General features: G+C 71.6%; 16 protein-coding genes. 12 read left to right on the plus strand and 4 right to left on the minus strand.

The annotated features are described in order from the left end of the window. Nucleotides 1-308: 308 nt before the first annotated feature. The 5 genes from WJM95_RS21495 (at nucleotide 309) to WJM95_RS21515 (ending at nucleotide 4,222) form a co-directional block, all read left to right on the plus strand. Entirely contained in the window at nucleotides 309-2,504 is a 2,196-nt protein-coding gene (locus WJM95_RS21495; RefSeq protein WP_339131341.1) for an ATP-dependent DNA helicase UvrD2, read from the plus strand. A 164-nt stretch (nucleotides 2,505-2,668) separates the two neighbouring features. After that, nucleotides 2,669-2,995: a hypothetical protein gene (locus tag WJM95_RS21500; RefSeq protein WP_339131342.1), complete on the plus strand. Its 327-nt coding sequence runs from the start codon at nucleotides 2,669-2,671 to the stop codon at nucleotides 2,993-2,995. Nucleotides 2,996-3,170: 175 nt separating this feature from the next. Continuing rightward, nucleotides 3,171-3,539, plus strand: coding sequence for a WhiB family transcriptional regulator (locus WJM95_RS21505; protein WP_028802016.1), 369 nt, complete (start codon nucleotides 3,171-3,173; stop codon nucleotides 3,537-3,539). After that, complete coding sequence (locus WJM95_RS21510) at nucleotides 3,536-3,859, plus strand: hypothetical protein (RefSeq protein WP_339131344.1); 324 nt, start codon at nucleotides 3,536-3,538, stop codon at nucleotides 3,857-3,859. Before WJM95_RS21505 ends, WJM95_RS21510 begins: the two co-directional genes overlap by 4 nt. 138 nt (nucleotides 3,860-3,997) lie before the next feature. Continuing rightward, the gene (locus WJM95_RS21515) at nucleotides 3,998-4,222 is read left to right on the plus strand and encodes a hypothetical protein (protein ID WP_339136058.1); all 225 of its coding nucleotides are present in this window, start codon (nucleotides 3,998-4,000) and stop codon (nucleotides 4,220-4,222) included. A 51-nt stretch (nucleotides 4,223-4,273) separates the two neighbouring features. Here the strand turns inward: WJM95_RS21515 and WJM95_RS21520 are convergent, their stop codons facing one another. After that, a complete protein-coding gene (locus WJM95_RS21520; RefSeq protein WP_339131345.1) occupies nucleotides 4,274-5,650 on the minus strand; it encodes an AarF/UbiB family protein in 1,377 nt (458 codons plus the stop codon). After that, a complete protein-coding gene (locus WJM95_RS21525) occupies nucleotides 5,643-6,833 on the minus strand; it encodes a TOMM precursor leader peptide-binding protein (RefSeq protein ID WP_339131346.1) in 1,191 nt (396 codons plus the stop codon). Before WJM95_RS21525 ends, WJM95_RS21520 begins: the two co-directional genes overlap by 8 nt. A 218-nt stretch (nucleotides 6,834-7,051) precedes the next feature. Between WJM95_RS21525 and WJM95_RS21530 the strand changes: the two genes are divergently transcribed. The 4 genes from WJM95_RS21530 (at nucleotide 7,052) to WJM95_RS21545 (ending at nucleotide 10,906) form a co-directional block, all read left to right on the plus strand. After that, nucleotides 7,052-7,645, plus strand: coding sequence for a M48 family metallopeptidase (locus tag WJM95_RS21530; protein WP_339131347.1), 594 nt, complete (start codon nucleotides 7,052-7,054; stop codon nucleotides 7,643-7,645). A 126-nt stretch (nucleotides 7,646-7,771) separates the two neighbouring features. Continuing rightward, the gene (locus WJM95_RS21535; RefSeq protein WP_339131348.1) at nucleotides 7,772-9,442 is read left to right on the plus strand and encodes a TerD family protein; all 1,671 of its coding nucleotides are present in this window, start codon (nucleotides 7,772-7,774) and stop codon (nucleotides 9,440-9,442) included. An 11-nt stretch (nucleotides 9,443-9,453) separates the two neighbouring features. After that, nucleotides 9,454-10,134, plus strand: coding sequence for an AIM24 family protein (locus tag WJM95_RS21540; protein WP_339131349.1), 681 nt, complete (start codon nucleotides 9,454-9,456; stop codon nucleotides 10,132-10,134). Nucleotides 10,135-10,150: 16 nt separating this feature from the next. Continuing rightward, nucleotides 10,151-10,906 carry an AIM24 family protein gene (locus WJM95_RS21545; protein ID WP_339131350.1) on the plus strand — a complete coding sequence of 252 codons (756 nt, stop codon included), beginning with the start codon at nucleotides 10,151-10,153 and terminating at the stop codon, nucleotides 10,904-10,906. A gap of 127 nt (nucleotides 10,907-11,033) precedes the next feature. On the opposite strand, the gene WJM95_RS21550 is transcribed toward WJM95_RS21545, so the two are convergent. Next, nucleotides 11,034-11,555, minus strand: a complete 522-nt coding sequence (locus WJM95_RS21550) for an NUDIX hydrolase (protein WP_339131351.1) — start codon at nucleotides 11,553-11,555, stop codon at nucleotides 11,034-11,036. Next, nucleotides 11,552-12,985 carry a zinc-dependent metalloprotease gene (locus WJM95_RS21555; RefSeq protein ID WP_339131352.1) on the minus strand — a complete coding sequence of 478 codons (1,434 nt, stop codon included), beginning with the start codon at nucleotides 12,983-12,985 and terminating at the stop codon, nucleotides 11,552-11,554. Before WJM95_RS21555 ends, WJM95_RS21550 begins: the two co-directional genes overlap by 4 nt. Before the next feature lie 190 nt (nucleotides 12,986-13,175). On the opposite strand from WJM95_RS21555, the gene WJM95_RS21560 reads away from it, so the two are divergent. The 3 genes from WJM95_RS21560 to WJM95_RS21570 all read left to right on the plus strand — a co-directional run bounded on the left by WJM95_RS21560 (nucleotide 13,176) and on the right by WJM95_RS21570 (nucleotide 15,287). Beyond that, the gene (locus WJM95_RS21560) at nucleotides 13,176-14,291 is read left to right on the plus strand and encodes an SDR family oxidoreductase (protein WP_339131353.1); all 1,116 of its coding nucleotides are present in this window, start codon (nucleotides 13,176-13,178) and stop codon (nucleotides 14,289-14,291) included. A gap of 163 nt (nucleotides 14,292-14,454) precedes the next feature. Next, nucleotides 14,455-14,916 carry a molybdenum cofactor biosynthesis protein MoaE gene (locus tag WJM95_RS21565; protein WP_339131354.1) on the plus strand — a complete coding sequence of 154 codons (462 nt, stop codon included), beginning with the start codon at nucleotides 14,455-14,457 and terminating at the stop codon, nucleotides 14,914-14,916. 185 nt (nucleotides 14,917-15,101) lie between these two features. Beyond that, entirely contained in the window at nucleotides 15,102-15,287 is a 186-nt protein-coding gene (locus tag WJM95_RS21570) for a hypothetical protein (RefSeq protein WP_339131356.1), read from the plus strand. The last annotated feature ends 194 nt before the right edge of the window (nucleotides 15,288-15,481 follow it).

The following is a 15,481-nucleotide window of genomic DNA, read 5'->3' on the forward strand; positions in this document are numbered from 1 at the left end:
CGCCCGCCGGCACGTGACGCTCACCGCATCCGCGCCGCACCGCAGGTGAGGACGGTCGCGGCGGGGGAGGGGCGTGGCGCCCGCATGTGGTGACCCTCGTGCCCCTGGCGCCTGGGGTGCCCGGGTGCCCGGGGTGCCCGTGGTGCCCGTGGTGCCCGGGCGAGGCACCCGGGCGCGGGCGCCGGTGTGGCCGAAAGGTGCCCCCGGAACGGGCGGCGGAGGTGACGCTCGCCGCATTCGTACGATCGCAGCGGTCTCCCTGTGGACAACCGGCTCACCCGTCTCCGCCGACCTGGCAGCATGGCTGTGTGACAGCAGCAACGCACTCCACCCTCTTCCCGCAGGTTCCGGACACGGCCGACGCGGTGCTCGACGGGCTCGACCCCGAGCAGCGCGCGGTCGCCACCGCCCTGCACGGTCCGGTGTGCGTGCTGGCGGGAGCCGGCACGGGCAAGACGCGGGCGATCACCCACCGCATCGCCTACGGGGTGCGCGCGGGGATCCTCCAGCCCTCCAGCGTGCTCGCGGTCACCTTCACCAACCGGGCCGCCGGAGAGATGCGCGGACGGCTGCGCCAGCTCGGCGCCGGAGGGGTCCAGGCCCGCACCTTCCACTCCGCCGCGCTGCGCCAGCTCCAGTACTTCTGGCCGAAAGCCGTCGGTGGCTCACTGCCCCGGCTGGTGGACCGCAAGATCCAGCTCGTCGCGGACGCTGCGGCCGCCTGCCGCATCCGCCTCGACCGGGGAGAGCTGCGGGACGTCACCGGCGAGATCGAGTGGTGCAAGGTCACCCAGACCATCCCCGCCGACTACGCCGCGGCCGCCGCCCGCGCCGGCCGCGAGGCCCCCCGCGACCCGGCCGAGACCGCCAAGATCTACGCGGCCTACGAGGACCTCAAGCGCGACCGCGCGGTCATCGACTTCGAGGACGTCCTGCTGCTCACGGTCGCGATCCTCCAGGACCGGCACGACATCGCCGAACAGGTCCGCTCCCAGTACCAGCACTTCGTGGTCGACGAGTACCAGGACGTCAGCCCCCTCCAGCAGCGCCTGCTGGAGCTGTGGCTCGGCGAACGCGACAGCCTGTGCGTGGTGGGCGACGCCAGCCAGACGATCTATTCGTTCACCGGCGCGACCCCGGACCACCTGCTCGACTTCCGCACCCGCCACCCCGGGGCCACCGTCGTCAAGCTCGTCCGCGACTACCGCTCCTCGCCCCAGGTCGTCCACCTGGCCAACGGCCTGCTCTCCCAGGCGCGCGGCCGGGCCGCCGAGCACCGCCTCGAACTGATCTCTCAGCGCCCCCCGGGCGCCGAACCCGTCTACGCCGAGTACACGGACGAGCCCGCCGAGGCCGAGGGCGCGGCCCGGCGCATCCGCGACCTGATCGCCTCGGGCGTCCCCGCCGCCGAGATCGCGATCCTGTTCCGGACGAACTCCCAGTCCGAGACCTACGAGCAGGCCCTCGCCGACGCCGGTGTGCCGTACCAGCTGCGCGGCGCCGAGCGCTTCTTCGACCGCCCCGAGGTGCGCAAGGCCGGTTCGGCCCTGCGCGCCGCGGCCCGTTTCGGCGGCAACGACTCCCTCCTGGACGACGTCGTCGACCTGCCCTCGCAGGTCCGCGCGGTGCTCTCGGGCGAGGGCTGGACCGGCAACCCCCCGGCCGGCTCCGGCGCGGTCAGGGAGCGCTGGGAGTCGCTGGCCGCCCTGGTGAACCTCGCGCAGGACTTCGCGATCGCCAAGCCCGGTGCGACGCTCGGGGACCTGGTGGCCGAGCTCGACGAACGCGCGAGCGCCCAGCACGCCCCGACCGTGCAGGGTGTCACCCTCGCGTCCCTGCACTCGGCCAAGGGACTGGAGTGGGACGTCGTCTTCCTGGTGGGCGTCGCCGAGGGCATGATGCCGATCACCTACGCAAAGACCGACGAGCAGATCGAGGAGGAGCGCCGCCTCCTGTACGTCGGTGTCACTCGCGCCAGAGAGCACCTGTTCGTGTCCTGGGCGCTCGCCCGCTCGCCCGGCGGCCGCGCGGGCCGACGCCCGAGCCGGTTCCTCGACGGCCTGCGTCCCGGCTCCGTCGCCACGGCCGGCGCCGGTTCCGGTGTCCGCCCGGGAGGCATCGAGCGCGGCGCCGGAAGAACCGGCGTCACCGCCCCGCGGCGCACGAGCCGCAGCCCCGCGCGCTGCCGGGTCTGCGGCCGCACGCTCACCGACGCCGGCGAGATGAAGCTGATGCGCTGCGACGGCTGTCCCTCCGACATGGACGAGGGGCTGTACGAGCGGTTGCGCGAGTGGCGGGCGGTGCAGGCGGAGCGCAGCGGGCAGCCCGCGTTCTGTGTGTTCACCGACAGGACGCTCATGGCGATCGCCGAGACCGCGCCCGACGACGAGGGCGAACTCGCCCGGATCCCCGGGGTCGGTGTCCGCAAACTCAACCGCTTCGGAGCCGACGTTCTGGCCATCTGCGCAGGTCGGGAGGTCGTGGAGCACAGTGAGGGCAACTGATTCAAACTCGTCGGGAAAATAGTTTGCGCATGCCCCGGCAATCCCCATAGGTTCTTAACCACGGCAGCAGCGGCCTTCTCGAAGGCCCTGGTTCCGTGCTGTACTTAATATCCGTCGGACCGGTTCGCCCCGGTCCCCCAAGACGCCGAGAGGAGGCGATTCCAGTGATCAGCATCGACACCAGCTTCACCACCACCGTGAAAATGACCGATCGCTCGGTCGTCGTCTCCACGTGCCCGCTCGGCGTCTCGAACCTGGGCACCGGTCTGTCCGGCATTACCGCCGTCCGGCCGGCGTCCCCTGTGTCTCTCACGGGCCTTCCCGTTCGTGAGCGCAATGAGCGACCGATCCAGGCACTGGAAGCGGCAGTAGTGGCTGAAGCACATGCCTATGCCTTTGCGGCAGCCGGTGCCGGATCCCTGAAGCAGACGCAGCAGCACCACACGATGTGGGCCTTCCGTGGGCCTGAACCCTGGAGTGATCCAGCCTGATTCACCATCAGGCCGGCGCCTTCAGGGCCGCGGAACCCCACCCGGGATCCGCGGCCCTTCTGTTTGTCCCCGACCGGGGACGGCAGAGCGAAGGGGCCTCGGGACAAGAAAAGACCCGGTACCAGCCGCCAACCGGCCGACCCAGGCCGGCACGACCAGACGAGGAAGACGAACCGTGCAACTCGAAGCGCACGCCCCGTCAGTACCGCCTTCCGAAACGATCCCCCCGCCCGGCCTCACGGAGGACTCCACCTTGATCCCGCTCACTGCGCTCACCGCGCTCGACGACGCCATCGAGAACCTCGGCGTACCCGTCCCCTGCCGTTCCTACGACCCGGAGGTCTTCTTCGCCGAGTCGCCGGCCGACGTCGAGTACGCCAAGTCTCTCTGCCGCACCTGCCCGCTGATGGAGGCCTGCCTCGCCGGCGCCAAGGAGCGGCGTGAGCCCTGGGGCGTCTGGGGTGGCGAGCTCTTCGTCCAGGGTGTCGTCGTGGCCCGCAAGCGGCCGCGTGGCCGCCCGCGCAAGAACCCGGTCGCGGCATGAACATCCGAGGAACGATCGACCGCCCCCTGACGCACGACCCCAAGAAGCAGGCCCCGATGAAGCCGTCCACGAGCGAGCCCGCCGGCTCCGCCACCACAGACTTCGCCACCACCGGCGCGAACGACTCGCGTCAGAACAGGACCCGAGAGATGCAACTCATCCCAGAAGCCCTGGCTCGTGCGCATATGCACGAGCGACTGCACCAGGCCGAGCGGGAACGTCAGGCCGTGCGCCTGGCGGCCGCTCGCCGCATGCAGCGCCGGGCCGAGCGCGCCTCGATGCGAGCCCGGCGCGCGCTGGCCATGGCGGTCATGCAGTAATCGGCGCACACAGCCGTAGCAGCCGTTGCAGTCGCAGCAGTGACAGATATTGACCCCGCGGGGGCCGGTCCGAACGGACCGGCCCCCGCGGTGCGTTGTACCGCGCGAACCGCCGGAGGCGGAGATATCGTCGCCAGAGTGACGAGTCTTCCCGAAGACAGTGACAGCACCGGCCCCGCACCCGGGTCCGAAGCGGACGACGCCGAGAAGATCGTGTGCGCCCGCTGCGGCACCACGGCATCCGGCCCCCGGCCGACATGGACCTGTTCCGTGGAGAACGGCACCCGCCGCTACTTCTGCGACAACTGCGCCCGCGACAACCTCAGATCGATCGAGGGCCGTCTCGACTCGGCCTGGTGGTAGCCGAGTCCGACGAACACCCGGCCCTCGGGCGCCCACCTCCGCGACGCGGGCTCACGCCTCGGCGGCCGACACCTCTTCGCCCAGCTCCTCGTCCTCCAGCTCCTCCTCCGGCACGAACCCCGGCAGCCACGCCTCCAGTTCGTCGCGCAGACGGACCGTCGCGCCGAGCTGGCACAGGACCCCTATGGTGCTGAGGGTCACCCGGTGTATCAGGAGATACGAGGGCGGCAGGTTCAACTGCCTGCCCAACTGGTGGGCGGGAGAACGCGGATCGGCGATCCGGGCGGCCTGACTGCGCATCCAGTTCCGGGTGAAGGTGAACTCGTCCAGCTCCGCCGGTTCGATGATCGGCAGCAGATAGTCCAGGACCGCGTCGGGTTCGAGGTCTATCGACTCCTTGACGAAGCCTTCCTCGCAGAGCAGTTCGTAGACCGACTCGGCGTCACCGTCCAGCGTCATGCGGAGCGAGTCGCCGATCGGCTGGGGCAGGCCGCCGGGAAGCCGGTCCACCGTGCCGAAGTCCAGGACCCCAAGACGCCAGCCGCCCTTCTCGTCGGGCAGCAGACGGAAGTTGCCCGGGTGCGGATCGGCGTGCAGCAGGCCGGTGCGGGCCGGGCCCGAGAAGAGGAAGCGGGCCAGCAACTGGCCGGCGCGGTCCCGCTGTTCCCGTGTGCCGTCGGTGATCACCTCGGACAGGGGCACCCCGTCCATCCACTCCGTCACCAGGACCTGCTCGCACTGGTGGACCACGGCCGGCACCAGCACGTCCGGGTCGTCCTCGAACTCCTCCGCGTGCGCGGCCTGCGCCTGTGCCTCCAGGCCGTAGTCGAGCTCCTCGGAGACCCGGTCGCGCAGCTCCGTGATGAGCGGCTTGATGTCCATTCCGGGAATCAGGGGCCCCAGGAGCCGTGCGAAGCGGCTGAGTTGGGTCAGGTCGGACAGAAGGGCCTCGCCCGCACCCGGATACTGCACCTTGACGGCGACCTCACGGCCGTCGTGCCACACCGCCCGGTGCACCTGGCCGATCGAGGCCGCCGCCGACGGCTTGTCCTCGAATTCCAGGAACAGCTCGGGCCAGTCCGCGCCGAGCCGCTCCTCCAGCACGGAGTGGACCGTGCGCGTGGGCATGGGAGGTGCCGCGTCCTGGAGTTTCGTCAGGGCCGCTCGGTAGGGACCCGCGATCTCCTCCGGGAGTGCCGACTCGAACACGGACAGTGCCTGCCCGAACTTCATGGCGCCGCCCTTCAGCTCCCCGAGAACCTTGAAGAGCTGCTCGGCCGTGCGCTGCTGGAGTTCCCGGCCCACGATCTCCGCGGACTTCCCGCCGATCCGCTTCCCGAGTCCCCAGGTCGCGCGCCCGGCGAAGCCGAGTGGCAGCGCGGCCAGTTTGGCAGTCCGGGTGACTGCCTTCCGGGGAAGATCAGACATGCGCCCTCCAGGTCCCAGCAAGCTGTGCGGCGTGCGGCTGTCGCTCTGCCATTGTCTCGTGTGCTTCGCCGTCCTCGGGGGTCCCCTCACCATTTGTTTTCCCGGCGGTGCCGCACGAGCACGCCGGATGCGCGCGAACCGGTGTCGAACGCCACTCGCATCCCGGCAGTGACGCCTCCCAGCGCGTTCCCGCGCGGACGGCCCGATCCCGGTCCAGGAAGGACAGCGCGTGGCTCGCGGCGAGGCCGGCCACCGCCGCGGCCAGGGCGAGATCGCACGCGGCCACCCGGCGCTGCCGTCCGGACCGCCACTGCGCGACCAGCCGCGGCCAGGCCGGATCGATGTCGGTGCGCCGCTGGTCCAGACAACCCGCGCAGCCGGTCTCGCCCGGCAGGACCAGGGGACCCACGACCCCGGTCGCCTCGACGACCCCCGCGTACAGATGGGGGGTCCCCGAGGCCATGAGACCCTCGGCCGACAGGGGGTCCGGCGCGTGGACGGCCAGACCGTCGCGGGGGGCGAGGATCACGAGGGACAGTCCGCGGGTCTCCTCCCCCGCACCCCGGCGGGCGACCGAGCGGGGCGGACGGTCGGGGGCGGCCCGGCGCACGGCCCGCCGGGCGGCGTCCTCCCGGCGCTCGCCGATGGACTCGACGGGAAGCCCGCCCGGCGCCACGTCCCACGGCTCGACCCGCCCGAGGTCACGGACCTCGACCTCGCCCACGCCCGCGCCGGCGAGCAGTGCCGCCAGGACGGCGCCCACCCGGCCGGCCCCCCGCACCTGCACGCGCAGACGGCGCCGGGCCGCCAGCCGTTCGAGAGCCGCACCCGGCTCGCGGGCGACGAGGGAGAGGGAGGCGAGGTCAGGGCGCAGCCGGTCCATGGCCTCCTTCCTCTCGCGCAGGGCGGCCGAGGCCGGGCCGCCTCCCGTCGTGTCGTCCAGGAGGCCGGACCCGGCCAGACGGTCCACCAGTCCGTCCACATGGCCGTCGGGCAGTCCCATCTCCCGGCCCTGCTCGCGCAGCAGCGGCATCCCGCGTGTCCCGTCGAGCAGTTCGAGAAAACTGCCCGTCGCCGTGTCCATCGGGCCCAGCACCATCGCGTGCGCGGGTGTCATCCCGAACTGCACGGTGTTGAGATCCCGCCAGCCGCGCCGCAGCGCGGGCTTCACGATCGGATGCATGACCTACCCCCGTAGACCCGTCGGTACGTCCCCGTATGTCCGCGGCGCACTCCCGCAGCGCGGACCGGATGCCAGCATGCCCGTGCCCGCCGGACCCCGCCGGAAGTTGTCCACAGATGGCACCGTTCGTCGTACGAATCGGACGGGCAGACTGCGGATCGGCATCGAACCGTCCCGGGGGCGGGACTTCCCCCGTGCACAGCAGGTAACGTCGGGGCGTGCCCGCCGACCCACCGCACAGCGCCGCGACCACACAGCGCAGCACGAGCCCGCCGCCGAGCGGTTCGGGGCCGAGCCCGATCGAGGTCCGCAGGAGCGCCCGACGGCGCAGAACGGTCTCCGCCTACCGCGAGGGCGACCGCACCGTCGTGCTCATCCCCGCCCGGATGTCCGAGGCGGAGGAGAAACGCTGGGTGACCGTCATGCTGGACAAGCTGGCCGCCCAGGAAAGCCGGCGGGTCCTCGGCGACACCGAGCTCGCCGAACGCGCCGAGCGGCTGTCGGCCCACTACTTCGAAGGCCGGGCGCGGCCCTCCTCGGTGCGCTGGGTCACCAACCAGAACACCCGCTGGGGCTCCTGCACCCCCGCCGAGGGCAGCATCCGGCTGTCGCACCGGTTGCAGGGCATGCCCGAGTACGTCGTCGACTACGTCCTCCTCCACGAGCTCGCCCATCTGCTCGTACCGGGACACGGGCCCCGTTTCTGGCGGCTCCTGGAGGCCTATCCGCGCACCGAGCGCGCCCGCGGCTATCTCGAAGGAGTCGTCGCCGCGGACCGGCTGCCCCACCTTCCGGCGGCACGCGACGAGTAGCCGGCCGGCCTGTCCCGCCGGGGATGTGATTGTGTACCGGCTCTGCACCGGCTTCGTCCACTTCCGGACTTTGCCGTTAGCCTGACGCGACGCACTCGCATTCGGGATGGGGGACGGTCGTTACGCATGGCCAGGGAATTCCAACGCGGCCACAAGGCCAAGATCAGTGACCTGACCGCGGGCACGGATCTGTACGTAGGTGTGCAGATCACCGGCCCCGGACTCACCTTCGACATCAGCTGCTTCGGCCTGGACGCCGACGAACGGCTGTCGGACGACCGCTACTTCATCTTCTTCAACCAGTCGAAGTCCCCCGAGGAGTCCATCCAGCTGCTCGGCGCGCAGTCGGGCGACACGGAGTCCTTCCGGGTCACCCTCGACCGGATTCCGGCGCGGATCCAGAAGCTGTCGTTCACGGCGACGATCGACGGCGCCGGACAGATGTCGCAGATCGCCCCCGGATACCTGCGCGTCGTCGCGGGCGGCGAGGAGGTGGCCCGGTACGCGTTCAGCGGCGCCGAGTTCTCCACCGAACGCGCCGTGATGCTGGGCGATTTCTACCTCAAGGACGTCTGGCGCTTCGCCGCGGTGGGACAGGGCTTCGACGGCGGCCTCGAAGCGCTGCTGAAGAACTTCGGCGGAGAGGTCGCCGAGGAGGAGCCCGCCGCCCCGCAGCCGCAGTCCGGTGCCGCGCCGTCCTTCGCCCCGCCCGCCCAGGCAGGACCCGCGCCCACGTTCGGCGCGCCTCAGTCGCCCGCTCCGGCACCCGCGCAGGGCTTCGCGCCGCCTCCCGGCGCCACCCCGCACGCCCCGATGCCCGCGCCCTCGGTGCACGGCGCGCCGACGATCGTGGCACCTCTGCACACCCCGCCCCCCGGTGCCGTCCCGCCGCCCGGCCCCGCGCCCTACGGGCAGCCGCCCGGCTACGGTCAGCAGCCGCCGGGACCGCCGGGCAACCTGCCGCCCGGTTACGGTCAGCAGGCACCGGCCGCGCCTCCCGGCTACGGCCAGCAGCCGCCGACGGCGCCCCCCGGCTACGGCCAGCAGCCGCAGTACGGCCAGGTCCCCGGGCAGTTCCCGGGCCAGCCCGGCGCCCCGTCCCCCTACGGCGCGCCCCAGGGCGCCGCGCAGGCCGGGGCCGGTGTGACCGCCGCGCTGGGCGCCTTCAAGGAGACGCCCACCGGCCAGCGGTGGACCCCGCAGAACAAGAAACTCATCCGCGCCGACCTCGGCATCGGCGGCCAGCCGGTCCTGGCCCGCCAGGGCAGCATGGTGCTGTACCAGGGCAAGGTCGACTTCAGCTACAAGGGCGCCGGGTTCGCCGGCCGGCTCGTCGGCAGCGCGACCGGCCAGGAGATGCAGCTGATGCGCTGCACCGGCCAGGGCCAGGTGTTCTTCGCCGAGAACGCCACCCATGTGCACCCCATCGAGCTCCAGGGGGACGCGATCTGCGTCTCCGCCGAGAACGTCCTCGCCTTCGACGAGTCGCTCCAGTACGAGGTCCGCCGCATCGAGGGACACGGCATCCCCGGGGGCGCGCTGTTCACCATGCAGTTCCAGGGCACGGGAACCATCGTCGTCAAGACGCACGGCGCCCCCGTCGTCCTGCCGGTGACCCCCACGACCTTCGCCGACTGCAACGCCGTCGTCGCCTGGTCGGCCGCCGCGCAGGTGATCGTCTCCAGTCAGGTGAGGATGCGCCGCAACGCCTACCCCGGCGACACCGGCGAGAGCGTGAACCTCCAGTTCCGCGCCGCGCCCGGCAGTTTCGTCGTCGTCCAGCCGTACGAGGTCTGAGGGAGCCCGTCATGAACCAGCCACTCGCGGGCTTCGCCCCTGCACCCGTCACCGCGCGCATGGAGAACCACGGCAGTCACATGCTGAAGGTCGCCATGCAGACCGGAAACGACCTCCTCGCGCGCGTGGGATCGATGGTCGCCTACGAAGGGTTCGTGCAGTACGAGCCCAACCCGCCCGCCGTACGCCAGATCGCCCGCGACTGGATGACCGGCGAGGGCGCGCCCCTCATGAAGTGCTCGGGCGACGGTCTGCTCTACCTCGCCGACTACGGGGCGAACGTCGTCGTCATCAACCTCAACGGGGACGCGATCTCCGTCAACGCGACCAATCTGCTCGCCTTCGACGCCCACCTCACCTGGGGCGTCGAGCGGGTCAAGGGGCTCGCCAAGTTCGCCGGACAGGGTCTGTGGAACACCAAGATCTCCGGTCAGGGCTGGGTCGCGCTGACCTCCCGCGGCAACCCGATCGTCGTCGACTGCGGCGGCGGTGAGGACGAGACGTACGTCGACCCCGACGCGCTCGTCGCCTGGTCCCCGAACCTCAAGGTGAAGGGCAAGCGCAGCTTCAAGGCACAGTCGCTGATCGGACGCGGCAGCGGCGAGGCGTTCCAGATGGCGTTCTCCGGGCAGGGCATCGTCGTCGTCCAGCCCAGCGAGGACAGCACCGACCGCCTCCGAGTCCGGGGCTGAGGGGGAGCAGGACATCATGCAGAGCCCGCTTTTCGGCTACAACGAACAGCAGACCCAGGACCGCTACAGCCTCCAGAACGCGCAGATGCTGCGTGTCGTCCTGGAGGGCCACGACGACATCCTGGCCCGCAAGGGCACCATGGTCGCGTACCAGGGCCTCGTCGAGTTCGACGCCGAGTACCAGAACAGCAGCCAGCACCGGGCGCGCGCGTACACCGGTGAGGGACTCGACCTGATGCGCTGCCACGGGCAGGGCACGGTCTATCTGGCCAACCTCGGCCAGCACGTGCACGTCCTCGACGTCGACCAGGACGGCCTCACCGTCGACAGCGCCTATGTGCTGGCGATGGACTCCGGGCTGCACCACGAGGTCATCGCCGTGGACAGCCAGTACGGCATCTCCGGCTCCGGCAAGTACCAGCTCAACATCACCGGGCGCGGCAAGGTCGCGCTGGTGACCTCCGGGTCGCCGCTGATGATGCAGGTCACCCCGGACCGGTACGTCAACTGCGACGCCGACGCGATCGTCGCCTGGTCCACCGGTCTGCGGGTGCAGATGCAGGCCCAGACCCACTCCTCGGGAGTGTGGCGGCGCCGCGGCAACACCGGCGAGGGCTGGGAACTGAGCTTCATGGGCACCGGCTATGTGCTCGTGCAGCCCAGTGAACTGCTGCCGCCGCAGAACGCGGTGATCGGCCAGGGACTGCGCGCCCAGTACGGCATGGGCCAGCAGGGCGTGCACGCGCAGAACCAGGGCAATGCCTGGAGCTGACCGTTCGGCCGTACGGAGTACGACGGGCCCGTGAGCAGAGGTACGGGGTACGTCGGTCCGCCGAGCAGAGGTAAGGGGCGACCGCCCATGGCGGTCGCCCCTTACGCGTCGGTGCGCCTCGCTGCGGTCACAGCCGGGCGCGGGTCGCCTCCAGAAGCCGTACGACCGATGCGTCGGCCACGTCGGCGACCTCGTCGTAGGCGAACCACCGCAGGTCGAGGGACTCGTCGCTGATGGCCTCGACGGCCTCCGCCGGGGCGAGAGCCGCGTACTGGACGTCCAGATGCCAGTGGCAGGGCGCCGGGATGGGGTGCCGGTCCAGGGTCACGGGGCCGCCCGGCAGCAGGGTCAGACCCTCGACGCCCGACTCCTCCGTCGCCTCGCGCAGCGCGGCCTCGGCCAGGGTCGCGTCGCCCGGCTCGCAGTGCCCGCCCATCTGGAGCCACATCCGGAGCTTGCGGTGCAGCGTCAGCAGGACGCGCCCGCGGGACGGGTCGACCACCAGGGCGCTCGCCGTGAGATGCCCGGCGTGGCAGGCCTTCCACATCCCGTCCGGGTGCTCGGACAGATGGTCCAGATAGACCTGGCGCAGCTCTTCCTGGCCCTCGTGCCCCTTCAGCACGAGGACCGCGTCGTCGTACAGGCTCACTCGGTGCCGTCGCCCTTGGCCGGGTCCCCGGAGCCGTCGTCCTTCTTCTTCAGGTCGGGCTTCTCCGCGGTGCCGCTCGCGGCCTCGCCGAGCATCTTGTCGAGCTCGGAGAAGTCCATGTGCTCGCGGTGCACGAAGCCGTCCGGGTCGTCCAGGTCGGACGCCGTCGGCAGCATGTCCGGGTGGGCCCACAGGCCGTCCCGGCCGTCCACACCGCGCGCGTCGGTCAGCGAGGCCCACAGACGGGAGGCGTCGCGCAGCCGGCGGGGGCGCAGTTCGAGACCGATCAGCGTGGCGAACGTCTGCTCGGCGGGCCCGCCCGTGGCGCGGCGACGGCGCAGCGTCTCGCGCAGCGCGTCGGCCGAGGAGAGCCGCGGCTTGGCCGCCGAGTGGACGACCGCGTCCACCCAGCCCTCGACGAGCGCGAGCGCTGTCTCCAGGCGGGCCAGCGCGGCCTTCTGCTCCGGCGTGTCCTCCGGCTGGAACATGCCCTGCTGGAGCGCCTGCTGGAGCTCCTCGGGGTTCTGCGGGTCGAACTGGCCGACCACGTCCTCCAGCTTCGCGGTGTCGACCTTGATCCCGCGCGCGTACCCCTCGACGGCGCCGAACAGGTGCGAGCGCAGCCACGGCACGTGGGCGAACAGGCGCTGGTGGGCGGCCTCGCGCAGGGCGAGGTAGAGCCGCACCTCCTCCTGGGGGACGCTCAGGTCCTTGCCGAACGACTCGATGTTCAGCGGCAGCAGCGCGGCCTTGCCGACCGGGCCGAGCGGCAGACCGATGTCGGTCGAGCCGACGACCTCGCCGGCGAGCACGCCGACGGCCTGGCCGATCTGCGTACCGAACATGGCGCCGCCCATGGAGCGCATCATGCCGATCAGCGGGCCCGCCATGGCCTGCATCTCCTCGGGCAGCACATCGCCCATGGCCGCGCCGACCCGCTCGGCGACCGGGTCGACGAGCTCCTTCCACACGGGAAGGGTCGCCTCGACCCACTCCGCCCGGCTCCAGGCCAGCGCGGAGGCCGCGCCGGACGGCAGGGACGTCGCGTCGTCCAGCCACAGATCGGCCAGACGGACGGCCTCCTCGACCGCGAGCTTCTCGGCGGGGCCGACGCTTGCGTCCTTGGTGCCGTCAGAGGTGCCCTGGGCGACCGTCTGCCGGGCGATCTGCTTGGCCATGTCCCAGTTCACCGGTCCGCCCTCGTACGAGAGCATCTGCCCCAGCTGCTGGAACGCGGCGCCCAGGTCGTTGGGGTTCATCGAACCGAACATGGCTGCGAGCGGATTGTCGGCGCCGGGGCCACCGGCTCCGGGCAGCCCGAAACCGAACGGTCCCTGACCACCGCCGCCCTGCTGGTCCTTCTTCTTGCCCTCGTCGCCGTTGTCCGGCTCCTCCGGCGGAAGGCCGAATCCGAATGGGGTGTCACTCACGGGATTCCTCGGCTGGTAAGGCCGCCGGTTCGTTCCGACGGCGGCTGCCCACAACACCACCCAGCGTAGACACCTGAACCCGATCGGGCCTCGGTGCTTCGCCGACTCGTCGCCTGCGGCAGGATGGATGCCACCTGGTAGGGGCGCGTCACACGTGCCCGTTACTGAAGACAACCGCTGGAGACGCCCGGTGAGTTCCCCAGATCCGCAGGTTCGCGCAGCGCGAAACCACTCAACCAGCTCAGCCTCGCGCGGCCCCGTCGTCGCGGTCACCGGCGCCGCGGGCGGTGTGGGGGCGCTGCTGACCGAGCGGCTGGCCGCCAGCGAGGAGATCAGGCAGGTCGTCGCCATCGACGAGCGGCGCGGGGAGTGCGCCGACGCCCAGTGGCACATCCTCGACGTCCGGGACCCGGCGATCGCCGAGAAGCTGCGCGGGGCGGACGTCGTGGTCCATCTGGCGCTCGACCTGGACCTGGAGACGGACGGGGCGGCCCGGACCGCCTACAACGTCCGGGGGACGCAGACCGTGCTCACGGCCGCCGCGGCGGCCGGGGTCCACCGGGTCGTGCTGTGCACCTCGGCGATGGTCTACGGAGCGCTGCCCGACAACGAGCTGCCCCTGTCCGAGGACGCGGAGCTGCGGGCCACGGCCGAGGCGACGGGCGTCGGCGACCTGCTGGAGATCGAGCGGCTCGCGCGCCGCGCGCCGCGGGCGCACCCCGGTCTGAACGTGACCGTCGTCCGGCCCGCGGTCCTCGTCGGCGGCGGTACGGACACCGCGCTGACCAGGTATTTCGAGTCCCCTCGGCTGCTCGTGGTGGCGGGGTCGAGGCCCGCGTGGCAGTTCTGTCACGTCGAGGACCTGTGCGCCGCGCTGGAGTACGCGGTCGTCGAGAAGGTCGAGGGCGAGCTGGCCGTCGGCTGCGACGGGTGGCTGGAGCAGGAGGAGGTGGAGGAGCTGAGCGGGATCCGGCGGATGGAGCTGCCGTCCGCGGTCGCGCTGGGTGCTGCCGCCCGCCTGCACCGGATCGGCCTCACTCCCTCGCCCGCGGGGGACCTCGCCTACACGATGTACCCCTGGGTGGTCAGCGGGAGCCGGCTGCACGACGCCGGATGGCGGCCGCGCTGGACCAACGAGGAGGTCCTGGCGGAGCTGCTGGAGGAGGTCGCGGGGCGGCACACCGTGGCGGGCAGGCGGCTTGGCCGCAAGGACGCGACCGCTGCCGGCGCGGCGGGCGCGACGGTGGCCCTGCTCGGCGCGGCGGCGGTGGTCCGCCGGGCCCGGAAGGCCCGCCGGAGGTTCTGACACCGGCGGACGGCCTCGCCGCCGCCCGTAGGAACCAGGTGCGCCCGTCCGGCTGCGGTCGGCGACACGCCCGGGGGTTCTGGAGGAGGCTCCAAGCGGTACGCGCGCGTGCCGGGTGAAAGCCGTATTCCGTGGGTTCGGCGGGGTGCGGCACGATGGGGGCATGGCACCTACCTACGACCACCCCGGCGAGCGGGCCGCGCAGGATCCGATCCGGCTGCTCGCGATCCGCGACGAACCGCTCTCCCTGGACGAGGTCTTCAAGGCGGTCGGGGACGACGCCGCCGGAGGCACCGCGCTGTTCGTGGGGACCGTGCGGAATCACGACGGGGGCGCCGACGTCGACGCGCTCGGGTACTCGTCCCACCCCACCGCGGAGGCGGAGATGCGCCGGGTCGCGGAGAAGGTGGCGGCCGCCCATCCGGTGCGGGCGCTGGCCGCCGTGCACCGCGTCGGTGACCTGCGCGTCGGCGACCTGGCCGTGATCGTCGCCGTGTCGTGCCCCCACCGGAGCGAGGCCTTCGAGGCCTGCCGCATGCTCATCGACGACCTCAAGCACGAGGTGCCGATCTGGAAGCACCAGAGGTTCTCCGACGGCACACAGGAATGGGTCGGCGCCTGCTGAGATCCGCCGGATCGCCGGGCGCCGGGGACTTACCGGCGGCTGACCGACTTCTCACCACTGTCCGGTTGCGTAACCGGGGCCCTGCCGTGAGCGTTGACACTGCGGATGGTTAATCTGCTGAACAGTGCAGATGTCAAATCTGCTGATCAGTCAGTTGCGGTCGCTCATGGGGATGGGAGGTCGACATGGCGGCGCTTGCCTGGTTGCTGATTCCGCTGATGGCCGCGATCGGTGCCAGTCTGTGGGGCGGTTGGGCCGGCCGGAATCGCAAGGCCGCGGGAGACGGTGTCGAGCTCGCGGGATACACGCGCTTCCGCGAGGCCATGGAACGGACCGACGTCCGGGAGAAGTCCCACTCCGACGCGGTCTGACGCACCCGGTCCGTCCCCTCGCGAGGGCGCGATGCGCCCAGGCGTTCGACGGACCGCGTACGCCCCCCCGATGCCCCGGGGTACGCGGAACACTTCGGATCACCGCCCGGAACACGGCATTCGCGCCGTTCGGGCGGTCTCCGGACCCCGCACGTACGGACGGCCCCGACGGTGCGCTTACAGCACTGTCCCGT

It is taken from the genome of Streptomyces sp. f51 (assembly GCF_037940415.1).
Classification (GTDB): domain Bacteria; phylum Actinomycetota; class Actinomycetes; order Streptomycetales; family Streptomycetaceae; genus Streptomyces.